The sequence below is a fragment of the Halapricum desulfuricans genome (genome assembly GCF_017094465.1).
Lineage (GTDB): Archaea > Halobacteriota > Halobacteria > Halobacteriales > Haloarculaceae > Halapricum.
Window position 1 is genome coordinate 1,924,265 of record NZ_CP064791.1, and the last position, 17,056, is coordinate 1,941,320.

At 64.5% G+C, this 17,056-nt stretch carries 16 protein-coding genes and 1 tRNA gene; 3 read left to right on the forward strand and 14 right to left on the reverse strand.

Going from position 1 to position 17,056, the window contains the following annotated elements:
* Positions 1-70 precede the first annotated feature (70 nt).
* Genes HSEST_RS09885 through HSEST_RS09900 form a run of 4 tightly spaced genes read right to left on the reverse strand, consistent with a single transcriptional unit; the run spans position 71 to position 3,358 of the window.
* Complete coding sequence (locus tag HSEST_RS09885) at positions 71-1,078, reverse strand: amino acid ABC transporter permease (RefSeq protein ID WP_229120770.1); 1,008 nt, start codon at positions 1,076-1,078, stop codon at positions 71-73.
* Positions 1,075-1,809: an amino acid ABC transporter ATP-binding protein gene (locus HSEST_RS09890; protein ID WP_229120771.1), complete on the reverse strand. Its 735-nt coding sequence runs from the start codon at positions 1,807-1,809 to the stop codon at positions 1,075-1,077. The genes HSEST_RS09885 and HSEST_RS09890 overlap by 4 nt, the downstream gene beginning before the upstream one ends.
* Positions 1,806-2,582, reverse strand: coding sequence for an amino acid ABC transporter permease (locus tag HSEST_RS09895; protein WP_229120772.1), 777 nt, complete (start codon positions 2,580-2,582; stop codon positions 1,806-1,808). Before HSEST_RS09895 ends, HSEST_RS09890 begins: the two co-directional genes overlap by 4 nt.
* Positions 2,583-2,587: 5 nt before the next feature.
* Positions 2,588-3,358, reverse strand: coding sequence for a basic amino acid ABC transporter substrate-binding protein (locus HSEST_RS09900; protein WP_229120773.1), 771 nt, complete (start codon positions 3,356-3,358; stop codon positions 2,588-2,590).
* 122 nt (positions 3,359-3,480) lie between these two features.
* Here HSEST_RS09900 and HSEST_RS09905 point away from each other — a divergent pair, with 122 nt between their 5' ends.
* Complete coding sequence (locus tag HSEST_RS09905; RefSeq protein WP_229120774.1) at positions 3,481-4,527, forward strand: NAD(P)/FAD-dependent oxidoreductase; 1,047 nt, start codon at positions 3,481-3,483, stop codon at positions 4,525-4,527.
* Positions 4,528-4,532: 5 nt separating this feature from the next.
* Here HSEST_RS09905 and HSEST_RS09910 read toward each other — a convergent pair whose 3' ends face one another.
* Entirely contained in the window at positions 4,533-4,892 is a 360-nt protein-coding gene (locus tag HSEST_RS09910; protein ID WP_229120775.1) for a DUF5830 family protein, read from the reverse strand.
* Between the two features lie 76 nt (positions 4,893-4,968).
* Here HSEST_RS09910 and HSEST_RS09915 point away from each other — a divergent pair, with 76 nt between their 5' ends.
* Positions 4,969-5,643, forward strand: coding sequence for a TVP38/TMEM64 family protein (locus tag HSEST_RS09915; protein WP_229120776.1), 675 nt, complete (start codon positions 4,969-4,971; stop codon positions 5,641-5,643).
* On the opposite strand, the gene HSEST_RS14590 is transcribed toward HSEST_RS09915, so the two are convergent.
* The 7 genes from HSEST_RS14590 to trpD form a co-directional block, all read right to left on the reverse strand.
* Positions 5,637-5,756, reverse strand: a complete 120-nt coding sequence (locus tag HSEST_RS14590) for an HVO_2523 family zinc finger protein (protein ID WP_324254829.1) — start codon at positions 5,754-5,756, stop codon at positions 5,637-5,639. The genes HSEST_RS09915 and HSEST_RS14590 overlap by 7 nt on opposite strands.
* 75 nt (positions 5,757-5,831) lie before the next feature.
* A complete protein-coding gene (locus HSEST_RS09920) occupies positions 5,832-8,945 on the reverse strand; it encodes an adenosylcobalamin-dependent ribonucleoside-diphosphate reductase (RefSeq protein ID WP_229120777.1) in 3,114 nt (1,037 codons plus the stop codon).
* A 554-nt stretch (positions 8,946-9,499) separates the two neighbouring features.
* Positions 9,500-10,180 (reverse strand): helix-turn-helix domain-containing protein, encoded by a 681-nt coding sequence (locus HSEST_RS09925; protein ID WP_229120778.1) that lies wholly within the window; start codon positions 10,178-10,180, stop codon positions 9,500-9,502.
* A 156-nt stretch (positions 10,181-10,336) separates the two neighbouring features.
* On the reverse strand, positions 10,337-10,951 hold the full coding sequence (gene trpG, locus HSEST_RS09930; RefSeq protein WP_229120779.1) for an anthranilate synthase component II: 615 nt from the start codon (positions 10,949-10,951) through the stop codon (positions 10,337-10,339).
* Positions 10,948-12,639 (reverse strand): anthranilate synthase component I, encoded by a 1,692-nt coding sequence (gene trpE / locus HSEST_RS09935; protein ID WP_229120780.1) that lies wholly within the window; start codon positions 12,637-12,639, stop codon positions 10,948-10,950. Before trpE ends, trpG begins: the two co-directional genes overlap by 4 nt.
* Positions 12,636-13,271 carry a phosphoribosylanthranilate isomerase gene (locus HSEST_RS09940; RefSeq protein ID WP_229120781.1) on the reverse strand — a complete coding sequence of 212 codons (636 nt, stop codon included), beginning with the start codon at positions 13,269-13,271 and terminating at the stop codon, positions 12,636-12,638. The genes trpE and HSEST_RS09940 overlap by 4 nt, the downstream gene beginning before the upstream one ends.
* Complete coding sequence (trpD, locus tag HSEST_RS09945; protein WP_229120782.1) at positions 13,268-14,269, reverse strand: anthranilate phosphoribosyltransferase; 1,002 nt, start codon at positions 14,267-14,269, stop codon at positions 13,268-13,270. The genes HSEST_RS09940 and trpD overlap by 4 nt, the downstream gene beginning before the upstream one ends.
* A 186-nt stretch (positions 14,270-14,455) precedes the next feature.
* Between trpD and HSEST_RS09950 the strand changes: the two genes are divergently transcribed.
* Positions 14,456-14,530 (forward strand) — tRNA-Val (locus HSEST_RS09950).
* Between the two features lie 44 nt (positions 14,531-14,574).
* Here HSEST_RS09950 and HSEST_RS14665 read toward each other — a convergent pair.
* Positions 14,575-15,363, reverse strand: coding sequence for a helix-turn-helix domain-containing protein (locus HSEST_RS14665; RefSeq protein WP_418886546.1), 789 nt, complete (start codon positions 15,361-15,363; stop codon positions 14,575-14,577).
* Positions 15,364-15,710: 347 nt separating this feature from the next.
* Positions 15,711-16,991 (reverse strand): dihydroorotase, encoded by a 1,281-nt coding sequence (locus HSEST_RS09955; RefSeq protein ID WP_229120783.1) that lies wholly within the window; start codon positions 16,989-16,991, stop codon positions 15,711-15,713.
* Positions 16,992-17,056: the final 65 nt, after the last annotated feature.

Consider the following 17,056-nt stretch of genomic DNA (forward strand, 5'->3'; position numbering starts at 1 on the left):
ATTCGGTGTGTTCGGGCGACCAAGCTACAAACTGGAGCAGCCCAGAATCATAGTGCCTCGACAGTCCCGATCACCGGTCACCGTCGTGCTGGCCGACACCGGGGATCGAGACGGCCGTCGCAACGCGCTCCATCGCCAGCGCGGTCGTCAACACGAGCGCGAGGTAGAACACCGCGACGATCACGTAGATCTCGGTCGTTCGGAACGTGTCCGAGGCGATGACGTCCGCCCGACCGAACAGGTCCAACACGGTGATGAACGCGGCCAGCGAGGAGTACTTGATGAGGTAGACGAACTCGTTGGTCCAGCCGGGGATGGCGTAGCGCAGCCCCTGGGGCAGGACGACGTGGCGGATCCCCGCCCACTTCGAGAGGCCGACCGATCGGGCGGCGACAAGCTGATCCTCGTCGACGGACTGCAGAGCCGACCGGATGTACTCCGACTGATAGGCCGAGGAGTTGATCGTGAACCCGACGATTGCGACGAAGACCGCCGCGCCCGGGATCGATCCGCTCCCGACGAGGTCGACGCTGTCGATCGCGCCCGCGAGCGGCAGTCCGTAGTACAGCAGGAACAGCTGTGCGAGCAGCGGCGTTCCGCGGATTAACTCCGTGTACGCCAGCGAGAGACGGCTGAGTACGGCCCCGCCGTAGACGCGCGCGACCGACAGCGGGATCGCGATGGCCAGCCCGAGCAGCATCGACGCGACGGTGAGATACACCGTTACGTACGCCCCTTCGGCCAGCGCGGGCGCGCTCTCGATGGCGAACGCGACGATATCGAGCAGCCAGACGAGCCAGCCGGTGGCGACCTCCGGCAGGCCCAGCGACGCGACGCCGTCGGCAGCCGACGCGAACGGTTCGGGCGAGAGCCAGGGCTCGCGATTCCTGACGGGCACCTCCGAGCGGATCAGACCCGGGGCGCCCAGCGCGTTGAACAGTCGGTCCAGTACCGCGTTGTGAGACGCCCAGCGCGCCAGCAGCCACGCCCAGAAGACGACCCCGACCGCGAGCACAGCAACACGTCGCCGCCCAGGGAGCTCGCCGACCGCGGCCGGTTCAGTCTCGTCGACGCTCATCGGTGAAGATCGGTCAGTTCCCCGAGGAACTCGCGGGTGCGGTCGTGGTCGGGCTGTTCGAAGAGCCGTTCTGGCGACCCGCGCTCGACGATCCGGCCGTTCTCGAGGAACGTCAGCCGGGAGGCGACCGAGCGGGCGAAGCCCATCTCGTGGGTCACCGCCAGCATCGTCATGCCGTCGTCGGCGAGGTCGCGCATGACGCCCAGCACCTCGCCGACGAGTTCGGGATCAAGCGCGCTGGTCGGTTCGTCGAACAGCATGAGGTCGGGATCCATCGCCAGCGCGCGGGCGATCCCGACGCGCTGTTTCTGCCCGCCCGACAGCTCCGCCGGGTACGAATCGGCCTGATCTGCCACGCCGACTCGCTGGAGGTACTGGTCGGCGCGCTCGGCGGCCTCCCGTTCGGACAGCCCCAGTACTTCGGTCAGCCCGAGCGTGACGTTCCCGCGGGCGGTCCGATGGGCGAAGAGGTTGAAGTCCTGAAAGACCATGCCGACACGCCGGCGCAGCGCGTTCTCGTCCATCGCGTGGACGTCCGCACCGTCGAGGTAGATCGCGCCGCCGTCGATCTCGGTGAGTCGGTTGACACACCGCAACAGCGTCGACTTGCCCGACCCGCTCGGGCCGACGATCACTTCGACGTCGCCGGCATCTAGCTCGAAGGTGACGTCGTGCAGTACCTCCTCGTCGCCGTAGGATTTCGAGACATCCTCGAAGCGTAGCAGACTCATTCTGTACCACCGGGGATCGAATAGCGTCGATGGACGGCCTCTAACGACCGGTTAGTCACAAAGGTCAACACGAAGTAGATCGCCGTGATCGCGAGGATAACCTCCATCACGGCCGTTCCATGACCGGGTTGCAAGTAGAGGTTCTCGGCGCGAGTCAGCAGTTCCGCCAGCCCGATCGCGAAGGCGATACTGGTGTCCTTGAGAACGATCGTGAACTCGTTTTGAAAGCCCGGCAGCGAGCGTCGCAGCGCCTGCGGGAAGACGACGTGGCGGATCGCCTGGCGCGTGCTCAACCCGACCGAGCGGGCGGCCTCGATCTGCCCGTCGTCGATCGACTGGATCGCACCGCGGAACACCTGGCTCTGGTAGGCCCCGCTTCGGAGCCCGAGCGCCAGCGTCGCCGAGAGAAACGCCGTGAGATCGATATCCAGCCAGGGGACCGATCCGAATCGGGGCAGGGGCAGGCCGAAATGAATCAACACGACAAGCACGACGATGGGCGTACCCCGGAGCAACACGCCGAACGTGCTGACGGCGCCGCTGAGCCGACCGGAACCGTATACTTCGATCGCGCCGGCAGGAAACCCGGCCAGGAAACCCAGCGAGAGGCTCGTGATCGTCAGCAGGACCGTCACGACCGTCCCCGCCAGCAGGTACTCCCAGTTGGCGGCGACGAACGCCCAGTCGCCGGCCTGCAGCGCGGTGTCGATCGGAGTCGCGGCCTGCAGCACAGTGTCGATCGGAGTCGCGGCCTGCAGCGCGGTGTCGATCATCGGTCTTATTCGAACCACTCGGCGACGAGGTCGTCGTACGTGCCGTCATCGCGTATTTCGGCGAGCGCGTCGTTGATGTCACCGATCCGGTCGTCGTCCTGACGCATCCCCATGCCGAACTGTTCGCCCGTCTCGATGACGAACGCGACCGAGACGTCCCGTCCGGCGGCGAAGTTGTTCGCGACGGGCTGGTCGACCACGACTGCGTCGACGTTACCGGCTTCGAGGTCTTCGACAGCCAGCACGTAGTTGTTGTACCGCTTGAGTGCGTCTTCGGCGATCACGCCCTCGTTGCGGAGCCGCTCGGTCTCGCTTTCGCCGGTCGTCCCCTTCTGCGCGCCCACGCGGGCCCCGTCGAGGTCGCTTTCGCCCTCCGGCTGGAAGTCACCGTCCGACTGGACGAGCACCGACTGATTCGATTCCCAGTACGGATCGGTGAACGCGATCTGTTCTTTTCGATCCGGGTTGATCGTCATTCCCGCCGCGATGAGATCGATGTCGTTGTTGTTCAGCGAGGGGATGAGCGAGCTGAACTTGAGATCCGACCAGTCGCCGACCTCGTAGCCGGCTCGGTCGATCGCCTCCTCGGCCAGGTCGATATCGAAACCGACGATCTCCCCGTCCTCCTCGTATTCGAACGGCGCGAACGCCGCGTTGGTCCCGGGTACGATCGTGTCGTCGTTGCCGCCCGAACAGCCCGCGATCGTAGCCGAGACACCGACCGCCCCGACCGTCTTGAGATACGCGCGGCGGTCCATGCTGAATCTGTGAGCCATATCCACGGATTCGTGGTCTCAGTGTTGAACGTTTCGAGCTATCTCGTATGATCGTTCGTTCACTTCCGGACAGCGAAGCGTCCAAAGCTGGCAGTTTTGAGGATCCGATCCTAAACGTGGCTATGACAACGATCGGAGTCGTCGGCGCCGGCGCGGCGGCCGCGGCCGCGACGTACGTGATCGACCGGGCGATCGAGGACGCCGAAGTGACGGTGCTCGAAAAGTCAGGCGGCCTCTGCGGTCGGGCAGCCACCCGTCGGCAGGGTCCGGTCTCCTACGATTACGGCGCGAACTACCTCAAAGACGACGATCCCCGGGTAACCGAGCTGCTCACCGAGACCATCGACGCGGACGGGTTAGTCGACACGCGGGGCCCGATCTACGCCTACGAGGCCGACGGCGAGATCGGGCCCGGGAGGGATAGCGACGGCCACAAGTGGAGCTACGAGGCGGGTCTGACCCAGATCGCAAAGCGGCTGCTCGGACGAACCGACGCGACAATCCACCGGAACACCCGTGTCGAAACAATCCACCGTGAGGGCAAGCGGTGGCGGCTCACCGACACCGACGGGACGTCGTGGGGGCCATTCGACGTACTCGTCGTCAACCCGCCGGCCCCACAGACGGCCGAACTCCTGCGGACGGCCGACTGGGACGATCCCCTGCGCGAGGACCTCTCTGAGGCGATCGACGCCGTCCCCTACCGGAGCGTCTGGACGGCCATCCTGCATTACCCGTTCGAGCAGGATCGGCCCTACTACGCGGTCATCAACACCGACGACGAACACGAGATCGGCTGGGTCGCCCGCGAGGAGTGCAAGCCGGGCCACGTCCCCGACGGCGAGTCGCTACTGGTCGTCCAGGCCGGCCAGGACTGGTCGGCGCGACACTTCGAACGCGACGCCGAGACCAACGTCGCCGAACTGATCGATCTCACCGCGGACCTGCTGGACGATGACCGACTCCGAGAGCCCGACTGGACCGACCACCAGGGGTGGCGATACGCCCTGCCGGACGACGCCGTCAGGCAGGGACCGCTGGATTCCGCGGCCGAAGAGCACGACCTGTACTTCGTCGGCGACTGGATCCCCGGCGAGGCACGGCTCCACGCGGCGCTGCGGAACGGACTCGACACCGGCGAGCAACTCGTCTACCGGCTGTCAGACTGACCGTATCAATCCTCACGGCCAGTGACCTTCCGGATACACGAGGAGCCAAAGGGGCCGAGCTCGCCGGTCTCGAACTGGATGAAATAGCCGGTCGACAGCGACGAGCCACAGCGACGACACTCGAAGTCACCCTCCCGTGAGACGACCTGGCTCTCGAAGCGGACGAACGAACCGGACCGCGTGCGGATTAGCCCGTCCTCGCGCTCGATGACCCCGCGTAGCTCGGCCGTGTCGAGGATCTCCCGGGTGAGATAGGGGTCGGTCGTGATGGTTTCGAGGCGGTCGATCGCCTCGGCGACCGACAGCGACTCGTCTTCGAGGTGGGCGAGCAGCGTCACGCCGAGTTCCACGGGATTGCTGTCCACACCGGCCCAACGGCCGGCGTGCGCAAGAAAGACACGACCACAAGGCGTATTTCGGTGGCCGGCACACCGTCAGGTAATGGACCGGCAGGTGCGGATCCAACTCGCGGGCGGGCTGGCGCTGGCGGCGACCGGCGCCCTCGGCATGCTCGTGGTCACGCCCGAACGGGCGCTCGGGTCGCTGCTGGCACTTGCCGAACGGCCGGGGCTGTTCGCGCTCGCGCTGGTCGTGTTGTACGGCGTCCGCTCGCTGGTGCTGTGGCCCATCTCGGCGCTATCGCTGCTCGTCGGGTTCGTCTACGGGCCAGCAGTGGGGATCCCGGTCGGCCTGGCCGGGGCTGTCTACACCTGTCTACCGCCGTACCTGCTCGCCCGGTACGCACCGCGAGAACGGGGGCCGCTCGCGCGGCTGCACGCCCTCGGCCGCTCGGCAGTCGACGTGACGGGCGATTTCCGCGGACTGATCGCCGCGCGCCTGCTGCCCCTGCCCGCCGACGGCGTCTCCTACGCGGCCGGGCTGACAGGGGTGCCCGTCGGACGCTACGCGCTCGGAACGCTCCTCGGCGAGACGCCGTGGGTGGTCGCGACCGTGCTGGCCGGCGCGTCGATGCGGACGTTCGCGCTCGAACGCGCCGGATCGACGCTGTCGCTGCTGCTGGCGGCGACGCTGCTTGGAGTGGTGCTCGTGAGTGGGCCCGCCTATCGGCGCCTCCGCCAGCGTGGCATATTTGAGGGGGCGACAGTCGATCAGTAGAACGTATCCGCACAGTCGAAGACGACGCCGTGTGCCGGACAGACGTACTTGCAGTGGCGACGATACATCGATCGGTCACACTGCGGACACGGCCGCCCGCCCGAATCAGTCATACATCTGCGTTCCGCAGGAGCGGGCTTGATCGTTGTGCTCGAAGCGGTGCTTTCCGGGAAATTAGCTAGGGAGTGTCAGCACTCGCTCCAGCCGCAGTTCTCGCAGGTCTTGCAGCCCTCGGAGTAGTACAGTGACATCGACCCACACTCGGGACACTCGGGGCTTTCGCCCTTGTCGATCAGTTCCTGCTGATCGCCGGTGGTCGTCTCCTGGGCGGCCGCCGCCCCGCCGTCAGTCGAGCGGGATTCGGTAGGCACTTCGGCCTCGCCCTCTTCGACCTCGTCCTCGAGTTCGGTGAGGTTCTGCTGCTGGGGATAGGCGCGCTCGATGTCGTCGTCGAGATACCGGCGCATCGCGGTGCCGATGGCGTCCGGGATTGACTGGATCTGCTCGCCTTTGTCCCAGGCGACCTTCGGCGAGCGGATGCCCTGGAGTTCGTCGGCGATCTCGTCGGGATCGACGCCGCTGCGTAGTGCCGTCGAGATCGTCTTGGCGAGCGCTTCGGTGAACGAGGCGGTGAAGCCGCCCGAGTTGCCGATGTTGGCGAACAGTTCGAACGGTCGGCCATTCTCGTCCTCGTTGATGTTGACGTACAGCTTCCCGTAGCCGGTGTCGATCCGCTGGGTGACGCCGTGGAGCACGTCCGGCCGCGAGCGCTTCTGCGCGTACTCGTCCACATCGCCGTCAGCGACATCGAGAATCTCCGCGATGGACTCGTCCAGCGCCGCCTGGACCTCCTCGCTCTCGAGGAAGCCCTCGATGCCGTCGAAGACCTCCTCGATCCGCGCGACGATCTCACCCTCGTCCATGTCGGCGAATTCGGCGTTCTGGGCGCGCGTGGTCAGCACCTGCTTGGAGCGGGTGCCGTCGCGGTAGTAGGTGACGCCCTTGCCGCCGTGCTCGTAGATGTACTCGAAGGCCTCCTTGGCGTCCTCGATGGTCGAGTCGTTGGGCGCGTTGACGGTCTTGGAAATCGCCGAGTCCACGCCGTCTTGGAGCGCACACTGGATCGAAGCGTGCTGTTTGGGGTCCAGGTCGCCAGTGGTGACGAACAACTCGCCGATGGCGTCGGGTACCGTCGTGAGACCGTCGATGCCGTCGAACTCGTTTGCGGCCATCTGCTCTTGGGCCTCCTTCTTGACGGCCTCGACGTCGAGGTCGTTCTCCTCCAGCGTCCGGAGGAAGTAATCGTCGAACTCCACGAGCATCTCATCGCCCTGCACGTCGTCGGAGACGTTCTTGTAGTAGGCGACGTTGTAGATGGGCTCACAGCCGCCAGTGGTGTTGCCGACCATCGAAGTCGTCCCCGTCGGGGCGATGGTCGTCGTGTTGTGGTTACGGATCGGGAATCCGTCTTCCCACTCCGCGGGATCGAGACCGGTGTGGTGCTCGAACCAGTCGGCGTATTCGGTAGGATCGGCGTACTTCGATTTCTCCCACTCGTCGAACGTGCCGCGCTCTTCGGCGAGTTCGTGTGAGGCCCACTTCGATTCGTGGTTGATGTGGACCATCAGCCGGTTGGCGATCTCGTTCGCCGGTTCGGTGCCGTACTGGACGCCCAGCTGGACGTACAGCTGTGCCAGGCCCATGATTCCCAGTCCGATCTTGCGCATCTCTCGGACCTTCTGCTCGATCTCCGGGACGGGGAAGTCGGACATCGTGACGACGTCTTCGAGGAACCGGGTCCCCATCTCGATGCGGTGATCGAACGCGTCCCAGTCGACGGCCCCCTCCAGGAACGCCTCGACGGCCTCGTCCGTCGAGTCGTACTCGTCGGCGTGAGCCGCCGACCAGACTCGCCAGTCGGGTGCATCCTCGTCGACGAGCGTCGAGAGGTTGATGTGTCCGAGGTTGCAGGCCTCGTACTCCTCCAGCGGCTGCTCGCCGCAGGGATTTGTTGCAAGCATTCGGTGGTCTGGATTTTTATCCACATCGAACGAATGTTCCTCGTTTGCGCGTTCGAGGTAGACGACGCCGGGTTCGCCGTTCTCGTGTGCGCCCTGAATGATGTGGTCCCAGAGCTCCGCAGCGGGAACCGACAGTTCCTCGCCGACCTCCACGTACTCGCCGAGGCCGAACATGTCGTACAGCTCCTTGGTTTCCTCGGTCGTGACGTGGGGTTCGCCCGTTCGAGGGTTGGTGAAGGTGAATTCCTCGCCTGCCTTCAACGCCTCCATAAAGTCGTCGGTGATCCCGACGGAGATATTGAAATTCGACAGATGGCCTTCGACGGCGTTGCGGAGATGTTCGGGGACCTTCCCGTCCTCGTCAATCAACTCGCGGGCCTCTTCGAGGGCGTCCTCGAAGGAGTTGTGGGTGAAGTCGTCGGGGTCGTTCAGCCGCAGCGTCTCCGCAAGCGAGACGTCCTTGTTCTTCGCGTGGATGAACTGGATGACATCCGGATGGGAGACCCGCATGACGCCCATCTGAGCACCGCGCCGAGCACCGCCCTGGGCGATGGTCTCACACATCTGGTCGTAGGTCCGCATAAACGTGATCGGACCGGAGGCGATCCCGCCGGTCGAGCCGACGGCGTCGCCGTACGGGCGCAGCTTCCAGAAGGCATAGCCCATGCCACCGCCGCTCTGGAACACCTGTGCGGCCTCCTTTGCGGTCTGGTGGATGTCGTCGATATCGTCCTCGGGGGAGTCGACGAAGCAGGCCGACAGTTGCTGGAGTTCGTCGCCGGCGTTCATCAGTGTCGGCGAGTTCGGCATGAAGGAGAGGTGCTCCATCATGTCCTGGTACTCCGTGGCGACGGATTCGACGTGTTCGCGGATCTCCACGGGAAGCTCGGGGACGATCGTCTCGTAGGCGAACTTGTTGACGTTGTACCGCGTCAGCGTCGTCTCGGCGTCGTCGTCGACGGAAGTCCCCTTCCCGAAGACCTCCTCGGCGAGCTCGTCCCGGCGGGGATGGTCGGGTTTAAGCTGGTCAGGGGTGACCGTGATCTCGGTGTCTTCCTTGCGAGCCTCGAAGACGGCCTCCGCCAGTGCGACGTTTTTCGCGACGCGTTCGAAGAGATCGTCCTGGGACTCGATCAGGTCGCCATCGGCGTCTTTCCGGAGGTAGCGAGCAGGGAGAATATTGTGATAGGCGTTGGCGGTGAGTCGCTCCTCCAGGGTGTCGCCTGTCGTGCGCTTGATCGGCAGCGAGATCTCGTCCGCGGAGAGGTCCGGCTGGCTCACGCGTCAGCCCCCCTGACGATGTCGCCCCGTCGTCGGTCGATACGTCCGGCGAAATGCGTACTCGTTTGTATCATTTGTAGCGGAAATCTGTTACTCGCCGATGCCACATTAAGGCGTCGGCTCCGTTACGTCGGTGTTTTCTCCGTCAGCACAGATGTCACTATTCATAACTTTCTCGGCCGCAGTGACGCCTGGTGGGTACTCCGCGTACGCTCGTATGGAATGTGTGGATCCTATTAATGGTGTCTAAACCGAAGTGAAAGTGAAATCCGGCGGAATCGATTCCGACGTTATCCGGCGGTCCCCAGGCGAAACGGAACGGTGTTTTCAGGTGGAGAGTGCCGTCAGCACCGGCGTGAGAGCCACAACAGAGCGCTACTCGGTATTGGTCGCGCTCCAGGTGTGTACGATGGTGCAGGCGGCGACCGTTGCCAGCAGACCGAGGAGTACGAGCTGGATTGCCCACGTCTATAGTCCGAAGAGCTACCAAGAATACCACAACAGGAGAGTACGGATGCGCACGGCTTTTGATTACGACAGCGTCGCGGACGCCGTCACAGCCGAGTGCTGCGCGACTGCGTCGTGTCGAGTTCGGCCACATCCGAGAGCGCCTGCTGACCGAGCCGTTTCATCGCCCGCCGGATCCTGGCAGAGACCGCCTGATCGGAGACGCCAAGTTCGTCGGCCAGTTCGACCATCGTCGTCCGTCGCGGCACGTCGAAGTATCCGCGCTCCAGCGCGAGGGCGATCGTCTGGCGCTGGCAGGGAGTGAGCAACGCACTCGTCTGTCCGCCGGCCGATTCATGGACAACGCGTTCGATCGAAATCGACACGTCTTGCTCGGAACAGCGTCGCTGAAAGTGATTGACGTCGTCGTGTGTGTCAAATCGGAGGTCGAAGTACCACCGGTTCGCGACCCCCCTGGCTCGCAGCACGGCGGCGTCAACCTCGCCGAGACACCGCAAGAACGGATCGGTCTTTGGCTGCCAGTTGACACGATACAGGCACTCCCCGTTTTCGCGCTGCAGGAAGCGGAACGACTCGGCAATCGAATGGCGCTGCATCGCTCCTTCGAAGGTTGCCTGATCAGGCACGTTCACCCACACGTACGAGAACAATCCGTCACCGATCGGCACGACCCGGTCGAATCGAATCCGGATCTCGGGGGCGATATCCAGAAGGCTCCCGAATGAGAGATCCGAACCCGGAATCGAAAGCTCCAGGACGATACTCATCGTTCACCCGCTGTTGACCCCCCGATGAACTGACGGCGGTTCGGCACATCAAATACCGAATTCAGTGCTGTTCTCCCCATCCCATTGTCAACTGGACACACGCATTAGTTATAAATCCTATAGTTCCGGCGAACCTCTCACCTAGTCAGCGCCTCGCTACTGCCGACGAGCGACGACATCCAGGAAATTGCGGATCAGATCGTGCCCGACCGCAGTCAGGACGGACTCGGGGTGGAACTGGACCGCTTCGAGGGGATACTCGCGGTGGCGAATCCCCATAACGAGTTCAGTACCGTCGTCGGTCTCGGTGGTCGCCGTTACCTCGAAGGAGTCGGGCACGTCAGTCGCGATCAGCGAGTGATAGCGTCCGCCCTGGAATCCCTGATCGAGGCCCGCGAACACGCCGTCGCCGTCGTGGTCGATCGGGAACGCCTTGCCGTGGATCGGGTCGGGCGCGCGACCGACCGAACCGCCGTAGGCATAGACGGCCGTCTCCAGGCCGAGGCAGACGCCCAGCGTCGGCACCTCGGGGCTGATCTCTCTGAGGACATCAGCGGAGACACCGACATCGCGGTCGTTTTTCGGATGGCCGGGCCCGGGAGAGATGACGATCGCGTCGGGATCGACCGAACGGACCTCCGCCAGGGAGGCGGTGTTGCGGAGTACCTCGGTCTCGGCGTGCTCGCTGGTGTACTCGACGAGGTTGTAGGTGAACGAATCGAAGTTGTCGATGAACAGCACCTGTGCGCCCTCGGCGGTGGTCGCGCTCATACGATACCCTCCCCGGACTCGGCCCGAATCGTCTCGATAGCGTCGATGACTCCCTGCATCTTGTTTTCGGTCTCCTCGTACTCGCGTGCGGGCACTGAGTCGGCGACGATCCCGGCCCCGGCCTGGACGGTGATCCGGTCAGCCGTAGCGGTGTCGGCGGCTTTCGATGGGGTCGTGGCGGCGTCTCCCGACGTGTCCGCAGTGGCAGGTACCGGCTGATCGGCCTCGATCGTCGCCGAGCGGATGACGATCGCGAAGTCGGCGTCGCCGTCCCAGGAGACGTAGCCGACGCCACCGCCGTACAGCCCGCGCGGCGCGCGCTCGAGATCGTCGATGATCTCCATCGCACGGATCTTCGGTGCACCCGAAAGTGTCCCGGCCGGGAACGTCGCCCGGACTGCGTCGAAGGCATCGGACTCCCCTGCCAGAGTACCCGTCACTGTCGATTCGATGTGCTGGACGTGGCTGTATTTCAGGACGTTCATAAACTCCTCGACGCGAACCGATCCCGGTTCGGCGACTCGCCGAACGTCGTTGCGGCCGAGGTCGACGAGCATCGTGTGTTCGGCCCGTTCTTTGCCGTCGGCCAGCATCTCGCCGGCCAGGCGGCGATCCTCGACGGGGCTCGTCCCTCGCGGGCAGGTGCCCGCGATCGGGTTGACCATCACGCGATCACCGTCGACCGAAACCAGCGTCTCCGGACTGGCACCGACGACGGTCAACTCGTCGTGGTCGAGCAGGTACATGTACGGCGAGGGATTGATCGAACGCAACGCGTCGTACAACCCGAGCGGATCGACGTCGCCGTACAGCTCCCGCTTGCGGGAGATGACGCCCTGGTAGATGTCGCCGTCCAGCACCGACTCTTTAGCCGAGCGGACGGCGTCCTCGTACTCGTCCTGTGGGCCCGCAGTCGCCGCTCGCTGATCGAACCCGTCGGTCGAGAGATCGGCCGCGTCCGCGAGCAGGTTTCCGACCCGGTCGGCCTCGGCCGCGAGTTCGTCGTACCGAGCGGCTGCGTCGTGGCCGGGCCCCAAAAGCGGCGTCGCCACGAGCGAGACGGTCTCCTCTGCGTGGTCGAACACGAGCGTCTTGGTCGTGAGGACGAACTGGGCGTCGGGGAACCGCGAATCGGGCCGGTCGAGTCCGACCTCGTCGAGCCAGAGGTCGTAGACGGCGTCGTAGGCCAGAAATCCGACGAGCCCGCCTTCCAGTAGCTGGCGGTCGTGCTCGGGGAACCCCCGGAGCTCGGCGTCGGGCAGACACGCACGGAGACTATCGAGGACGTCCCCACCGTTGGGCGCGAGCAGGTCGTCGTAGCGGTGGTCGAAAACCTCGACAGTGGTCTCCTCCTCGACGGTGACCACGCCGACCGGGTCGTAGCCGACGAAGGAGTACCGGGCGTGGCGGTCGTCCGGCGTCGGCGCGAACGCTCCGTCGGGATCGCTGGAGGCGACCTTCTCGGCGCTTTCCAGCAGGAACGTGTAGTCGGCCCCTTCGGCGTCGCTCGTCCGGCCGGTGAGCGCGGCGTAGGCCGCTAGCGGGTCGATATCGACGTCGAGGTCGGTCTCGACCCGGACCACGGCCGGCCGGTCGCCGGCGGCCAGGTCAGCGAACGACTCGCGCGTGCGGTCGAACGGCGCCGCACCCTCGCGAGGCGTCTCCGAAATGCCCTCCGCGTCGGTCATGGTACGACCCGGGCCCGGGTAGCCCGCTCGACAAACTGCTCGACTGCGTCGTGATCCTTGCGGCCGCCCTCGCGTTCGACGCCGCTGGCGACGTCGACCGCAAACGGATCGACCGTCTCGACGGCCTCGGCGACGTTGCCGGGCGTGAGCCCGCCGGCCAGGATAACGGGCACGTCGAGGGAGTCGACGATCTCGCGAGTGCGCTCCCAGTCGTGGGTCTCGCCGGTGCCGCCGCCACCCTCGGCGTCGATCGAGTCGACGAGCAGCGCGTCAGCGGCCTCGGCATAGGCGTTCAGATCCGTATCGGTCGGATCGACTGCGGCGATCACGTCGGCGGGCGCGTCCCCGAGCGTGGCGACCGCCTCGGGGTCGAGCCCGTGGACCTGGACGGCGTCGGGGCCAACCTGTTCGATCCGATCACGTGTTTCGGCCACGTCGGCGGGCATCGTCACGAGGACGGTCGAGACGAGCGGCGGAACCGTCTCCGCCAGTCGGGACGCCTCGGCAAGTGGGATCCCACGGGGCGTTTCCACGGTGACGCCGGCGATCAGTCCGACGGCGTCGACGCCGGCCGAGACCGCAGCCGCGAGGTCGGCCTCGTCGGTGAACCCACAGACCTTGACCCGCGTCATGTGCTGGCCTCGCGGAGTTCGTCGAGCTTCTCGGCGGCCGCACCCGAATCGATAGCCTGGCGGGCGGCTTCGACGCCGTCTTCCAGGCTGCTGGCCTGGCCCGCGACGTAGACGGCGGCCCCGGCGTTCGCGAGGACGATGTCCTGTTTCGCGCTGTTGACCGATCCCTCGACGATGCCCTCTAGATCCGCGGCGTTCTCGGCGGGCGTGCCACCTGCGACAGCAGCGATGTCGTGGCGATCGAGCCCCATATCCTCGGGCACGAGCGAGTACTGCTCGACGCCGCTTCCCTCGACTTCGGCGACGGTCGTCTCGTCGTGGACGGTGATCTCGTCCATGCCGGCCCCGTGGACGACTAGCGCGTGCTCGACGGGCATGCGCGCGAGAGCGTCGGCGATCAGCGGGACCAGGTCGTCGTCGTAGACCCCGAGCACCTGCGCGTCCGCCCCGGCGGGATTGGTCAGCGGCCCGAGCACGTTGAAGACCGTTTCGACGCCGAGTTCCTTGCGCGGACCGATGACGGCCTTCATCGCGGGGTGGAACTCCGGGGCGTGCATGTAGCCGATGCCCAGCGATTCGACGTGCTCGCGGACGGATTCGGGGTCGCTTTCGAGCGTGACGCCGACCACTTCGAGCACGTCGGAACTACCGGAAGAAGAGGAGACAGAGTAGTTGCCGTGCTTGGCGATCGGGACGCCCGCACCGGCAGCGACGATCGCAGCGGTCGTCGAAACGTTGATGGTGTCGTAATCGTCCCCGCCCGTGCCACAGGTGTCGACCAGCGGCGATCGATCGGGATCGATCGTCCGCGCGGCCTCGCGCATCCCCTGTGCGAAGCCCGCGATCTCGGCCTCCGTCTCGCCTTTCGCTCGCATCGCCGACAGGAGTGCCCCGATCTGTGCCTCCGTGGCGTCCTCGAAGACGGCCGTCGCCGCCGTCCGTGCTGCCTCGACTGTGAGATCTTCCCCGTCTGTGACGCGTTCGATGTATTCCTTCATGATGGACACCAGTGAACTGGTTCGTGTTGTAATGTACAAATCCGTTCATTGACTTAAGCGTGTCGGGAGAGAGCTCTGTGATCGACAGTACGATCATGCGTCACGTGGACAATCGCCGGACGCGGCGATCGTTTCGAAACCTTCAATTACCTCTGCCTGCAACGATGAGATGCGCTTGACCAGCGAGGGTTCGTGGTCTAGATCGGTTACGACACCTCCTTGACATGGAGGAGGCCGACGGTTCAAATCCGTCCGAACCCATTCGCGATTTTACACGCTTTCAGTTTCCGACGAAAGCGGCCGCTCTACCACGAATTTTGCCTAAACGAAGACCTATCGAACTCCTTACCATCCGGTTCGACAGTCGTTCCGGGAGCATCTGGATGGTGGGTACGACAAAGTGTCACTAGATTCCGGAGAGAGTGGGCGTCGGCGATCGAGAGGTCCCAAGAGTCAAACACCCGTACAGGCACGATGTGGTGAACTTCAAGTCCACGTGCAAATCGCTCTCGGTGCTCTTTATTTGAGATTCCACAAACGACGCATTCGGAGTCATCTCGTCGCAAGGCCCGGCGTCGCTGTCGGTGCCACACACCCCTGTACAACTTGGCCCAGTCAGAAACCGTCGAAATATCCTCCCCCCAGCAAGACATCGAGCAGTACTCTGTATCGAGCGATGCCCGACGCTCGAAGGACTCGCCACAACCCGTGCACGTCACCTCCACTTGGCGCTTTCGCGGTTCGTTAGCGCATTCGTTCGAACAATACTCACCGGCACGGACCGAAGGGTAATATCGAAACGTCTCTCCACACGTCGCGCAGTCGGCAGTCTCGAAGGACTCGCCCGCCGTGATCCCGTGGCGCGCGAGCCAGTAACAGATCGTCGTCTCTGCGACGCCACATATTTCGGCGATCTCAGCCTGATCGCTGCACTTGTGCAGATACTGTTCCCGGAGCCACGATTCGTCCTGATATCGCGGCGAACGCTCGACATCGAGTCGATCGAGCCACCGGCGGATCGTGCTGGACGAAACGCCACATTCGTCGGCGATGTCACTGGCGGACCACTGCTGTTCGACGTAGCGTTCGCGCAGATACGATAGCTCTCGATACGATCGGTCTGGTTTCGTATTCTCCGTATCAGAGTATCTATGATGTTTATTTTATTTGTCATAATTTAAGTATGTATCAGTGCGGGTGGCCGTACCCCGAACTAGACTCGCGACGTGATCATACAAGAACCTGGGGACGCGAACCGTCCAGACAACGGAAGAATGAAGATTGTCGTGTCATCTGATACTGCCGGCTGTAACTTCGTGGAAATATTCGCCACCGCGGGATAGCGACATTCTTCACGTGACCACGGCCGGTAGTATGAGGACAAAGGGCCCTCAACGGACAATCATAGGCTATCGGATGTGTCAGAGATAGGACTGTCAGATCACGCGCTCCGGACGTTCTCACCGACGGGTTCGCCGAACAGTTCCTCGTGGCGATTCTCGTAGACGACCGTCCCGCGGACCATCGTGAGTTCGGGGAAGACCGCGTCCATACCCTCGAAGGGCGTCCACTCACAGTTCGTGTGGGTTTCCTCGCCACGAACCGGCCGCGGATCGTCGGGATCGACGAGCACGAGATCGGCGTCGAATCCTTCCTCGATGCGACCCTTGTTCGAGAGCCCGAAGACCGCGGCGGGGTTGGCGGCGGTCAGATCGCGGACGCGCTCGTAGCTGAGATTGCCTTCGCGAGCCTCGTTCAACAGCAGTGGGAGCGCCGTCTCGACGCCGGGGACGCCGCTCGGTGCCTCCCAGATCGAGGCGTCCTTCTCGTCGCGCGTATGCGGCGCGTGGTCGGTCGCGATCATGTCGACGGTGCCGTCGACGACACGCTCGAAGACCTTCCGGCGACGGTTCTCCCGACGGAGCGGGGGGTTCATCCGGCCGAAGGTCCCCAGTTCGGGGAGATCGTCGCGAGAGAGAAACAGGTGATGGGGCGTGACCTCGCAGGTCATCCCCGCGTCGACCGCGATGTCGATCGCCTCGGGAGTGGATGTGTGAGCCACGTGGATCCGCGCGTCGTGGTCGTTCGCGACGGTACAGGCCCGGCGGACGGCATCGATCTCGGCCTGGGGCGTGCGGTAGGCGCTCCAGGCGTCGGCGTCGTCGCGCTCGCGTGCACTATCGTTAAACCGCGTCGCGTCCTCCGCGTGAACAGTAACGGTCACGCCGCGCTCGCTCGCCCGCGCGACGGCGTCGGCGAACAGATCGGCGTCGATTCCCATGTTGCCCGTCGAGTCGGCGAGAAAGACCTCCCCGAGTGCGAACAGCGGGCGGTCGAACAGTTCCTCCGGCTGCCACTTATCGGTGACGCCGCCGTTGATCCCGAAATCGACCAGCGAATCGGCGGCAAGCTTTGATTTCTGATCGAAGTGCTCGCCGTCGATCGTCGGCGGATCAGTGTTGGGCTGGTCGACGACCGTCGTCACGCCGCCGGCAGCGGCGCTCTTCGATCCGCTCGCCCAGGTCTCCTTGTGGCCGTAGCCGGGCTGGCGAAAGTGGACGTGGACGTCGATCATCCCGGGCAGGAGTCGCTTGCCCGAGGCGTCGATCGAACGCTCCTCGGCGGTAGTCGACAGCATCTCCCCAATCTCGGCGACGGTCTCGTCCTCGATCCGGACGTCCCGGGTGCGACCGTCCGGCAACGTTGCGCCCGTAATAAGCATACACCGGAGTGGAACGCGCGAGTGCCTAACGCTGACGATCTATCTCCCGTGGCGCGACCGCAAGG

Bases quoted from the DNA above. Each gene is read 5' to 3' on its own strand.
- HSEST_RS09885 (WP_229120770.1), bottom strand. From the start codon at position 1,078: ATGAGCGTCGACGAGACTGAACCGGCCGCGGTCGGCGAGCTCCCTGGG.
- HSEST_RS09890 (WP_229120771.1), bottom strand. From the start codon at position 1,809: ATGAGTCTGCTACGCTTCGAGGATGTCTCGAAATCCTACGGCGACGAG.
- HSEST_RS09895 (WP_229120772.1), bottom strand. From the start codon at position 2,582: ATGATCGACACCGCGCTGCAGGCCGCGACTCCGATCGACACTGTGCTG.
- HSEST_RS09900 (WP_229120773.1), bottom strand. From the start codon at position 3,358: ATGGCTCACAGATTCAGCATGGACCGCCGCGCGTATCTCAAGACGGTC.
- HSEST_RS09905 (WP_229120774.1), top strand. From the start codon at position 3,481: ATGACAACGATCGGAGTCGTCGGCGCCGGCGCGGCGGCCGCGGCCGCG.
- HSEST_RS09915 (WP_229120776.1), top strand. From the start codon at position 4,969: ATGGACCGGCAGGTGCGGATCCAACTCGCGGGCGGGCTGGCGCTGGCG.
- HSEST_RS14590 (WP_324254829.1), bottom strand. From the start codon at position 5,756: ATGACTGATTCGGGCGGGCGGCCGTGTCCGCAGTGTGACCGATCGATG.
- HSEST_RS09925 (WP_229120778.1), bottom strand. From the start codon at position 10,180: ATGAGTATCGTCCTGGAGCTTTCGATTCCGGGTTCGGATCTCTCATTC.
- trpG (WP_229120779.1), bottom strand. From the start codon at position 10,951: ATGAGCGCGACCACCGCCGAGGGCGCACAGGTGCTGTTCATCGACAAC.
- trpE (WP_229120780.1), bottom strand. From the start codon at position 12,639: ATGACCGACGCGGAGGGCATTTCGGAGACGCCTCGCGAGGGTGCGGCG.
- HSEST_RS09940 (WP_229120781.1), bottom strand. From the start codon at position 13,271: ATGACGCGGGTCAAGGTCTGTGGGTTCACCGACGAGGCCGACCTCGCG.
- trpD (WP_229120782.1), bottom strand. From the start codon at position 14,269: ATGAAGGAATACATCGAACGCGTCACAGACGGGGAAGATCTCACAGTC.
- HSEST_RS09955 (WP_229120783.1), bottom strand. From the start codon at position 16,991: ATGCTTATTACGGGCGCAACGTTGCCGGACGGTCGCACCCGGGACGTC.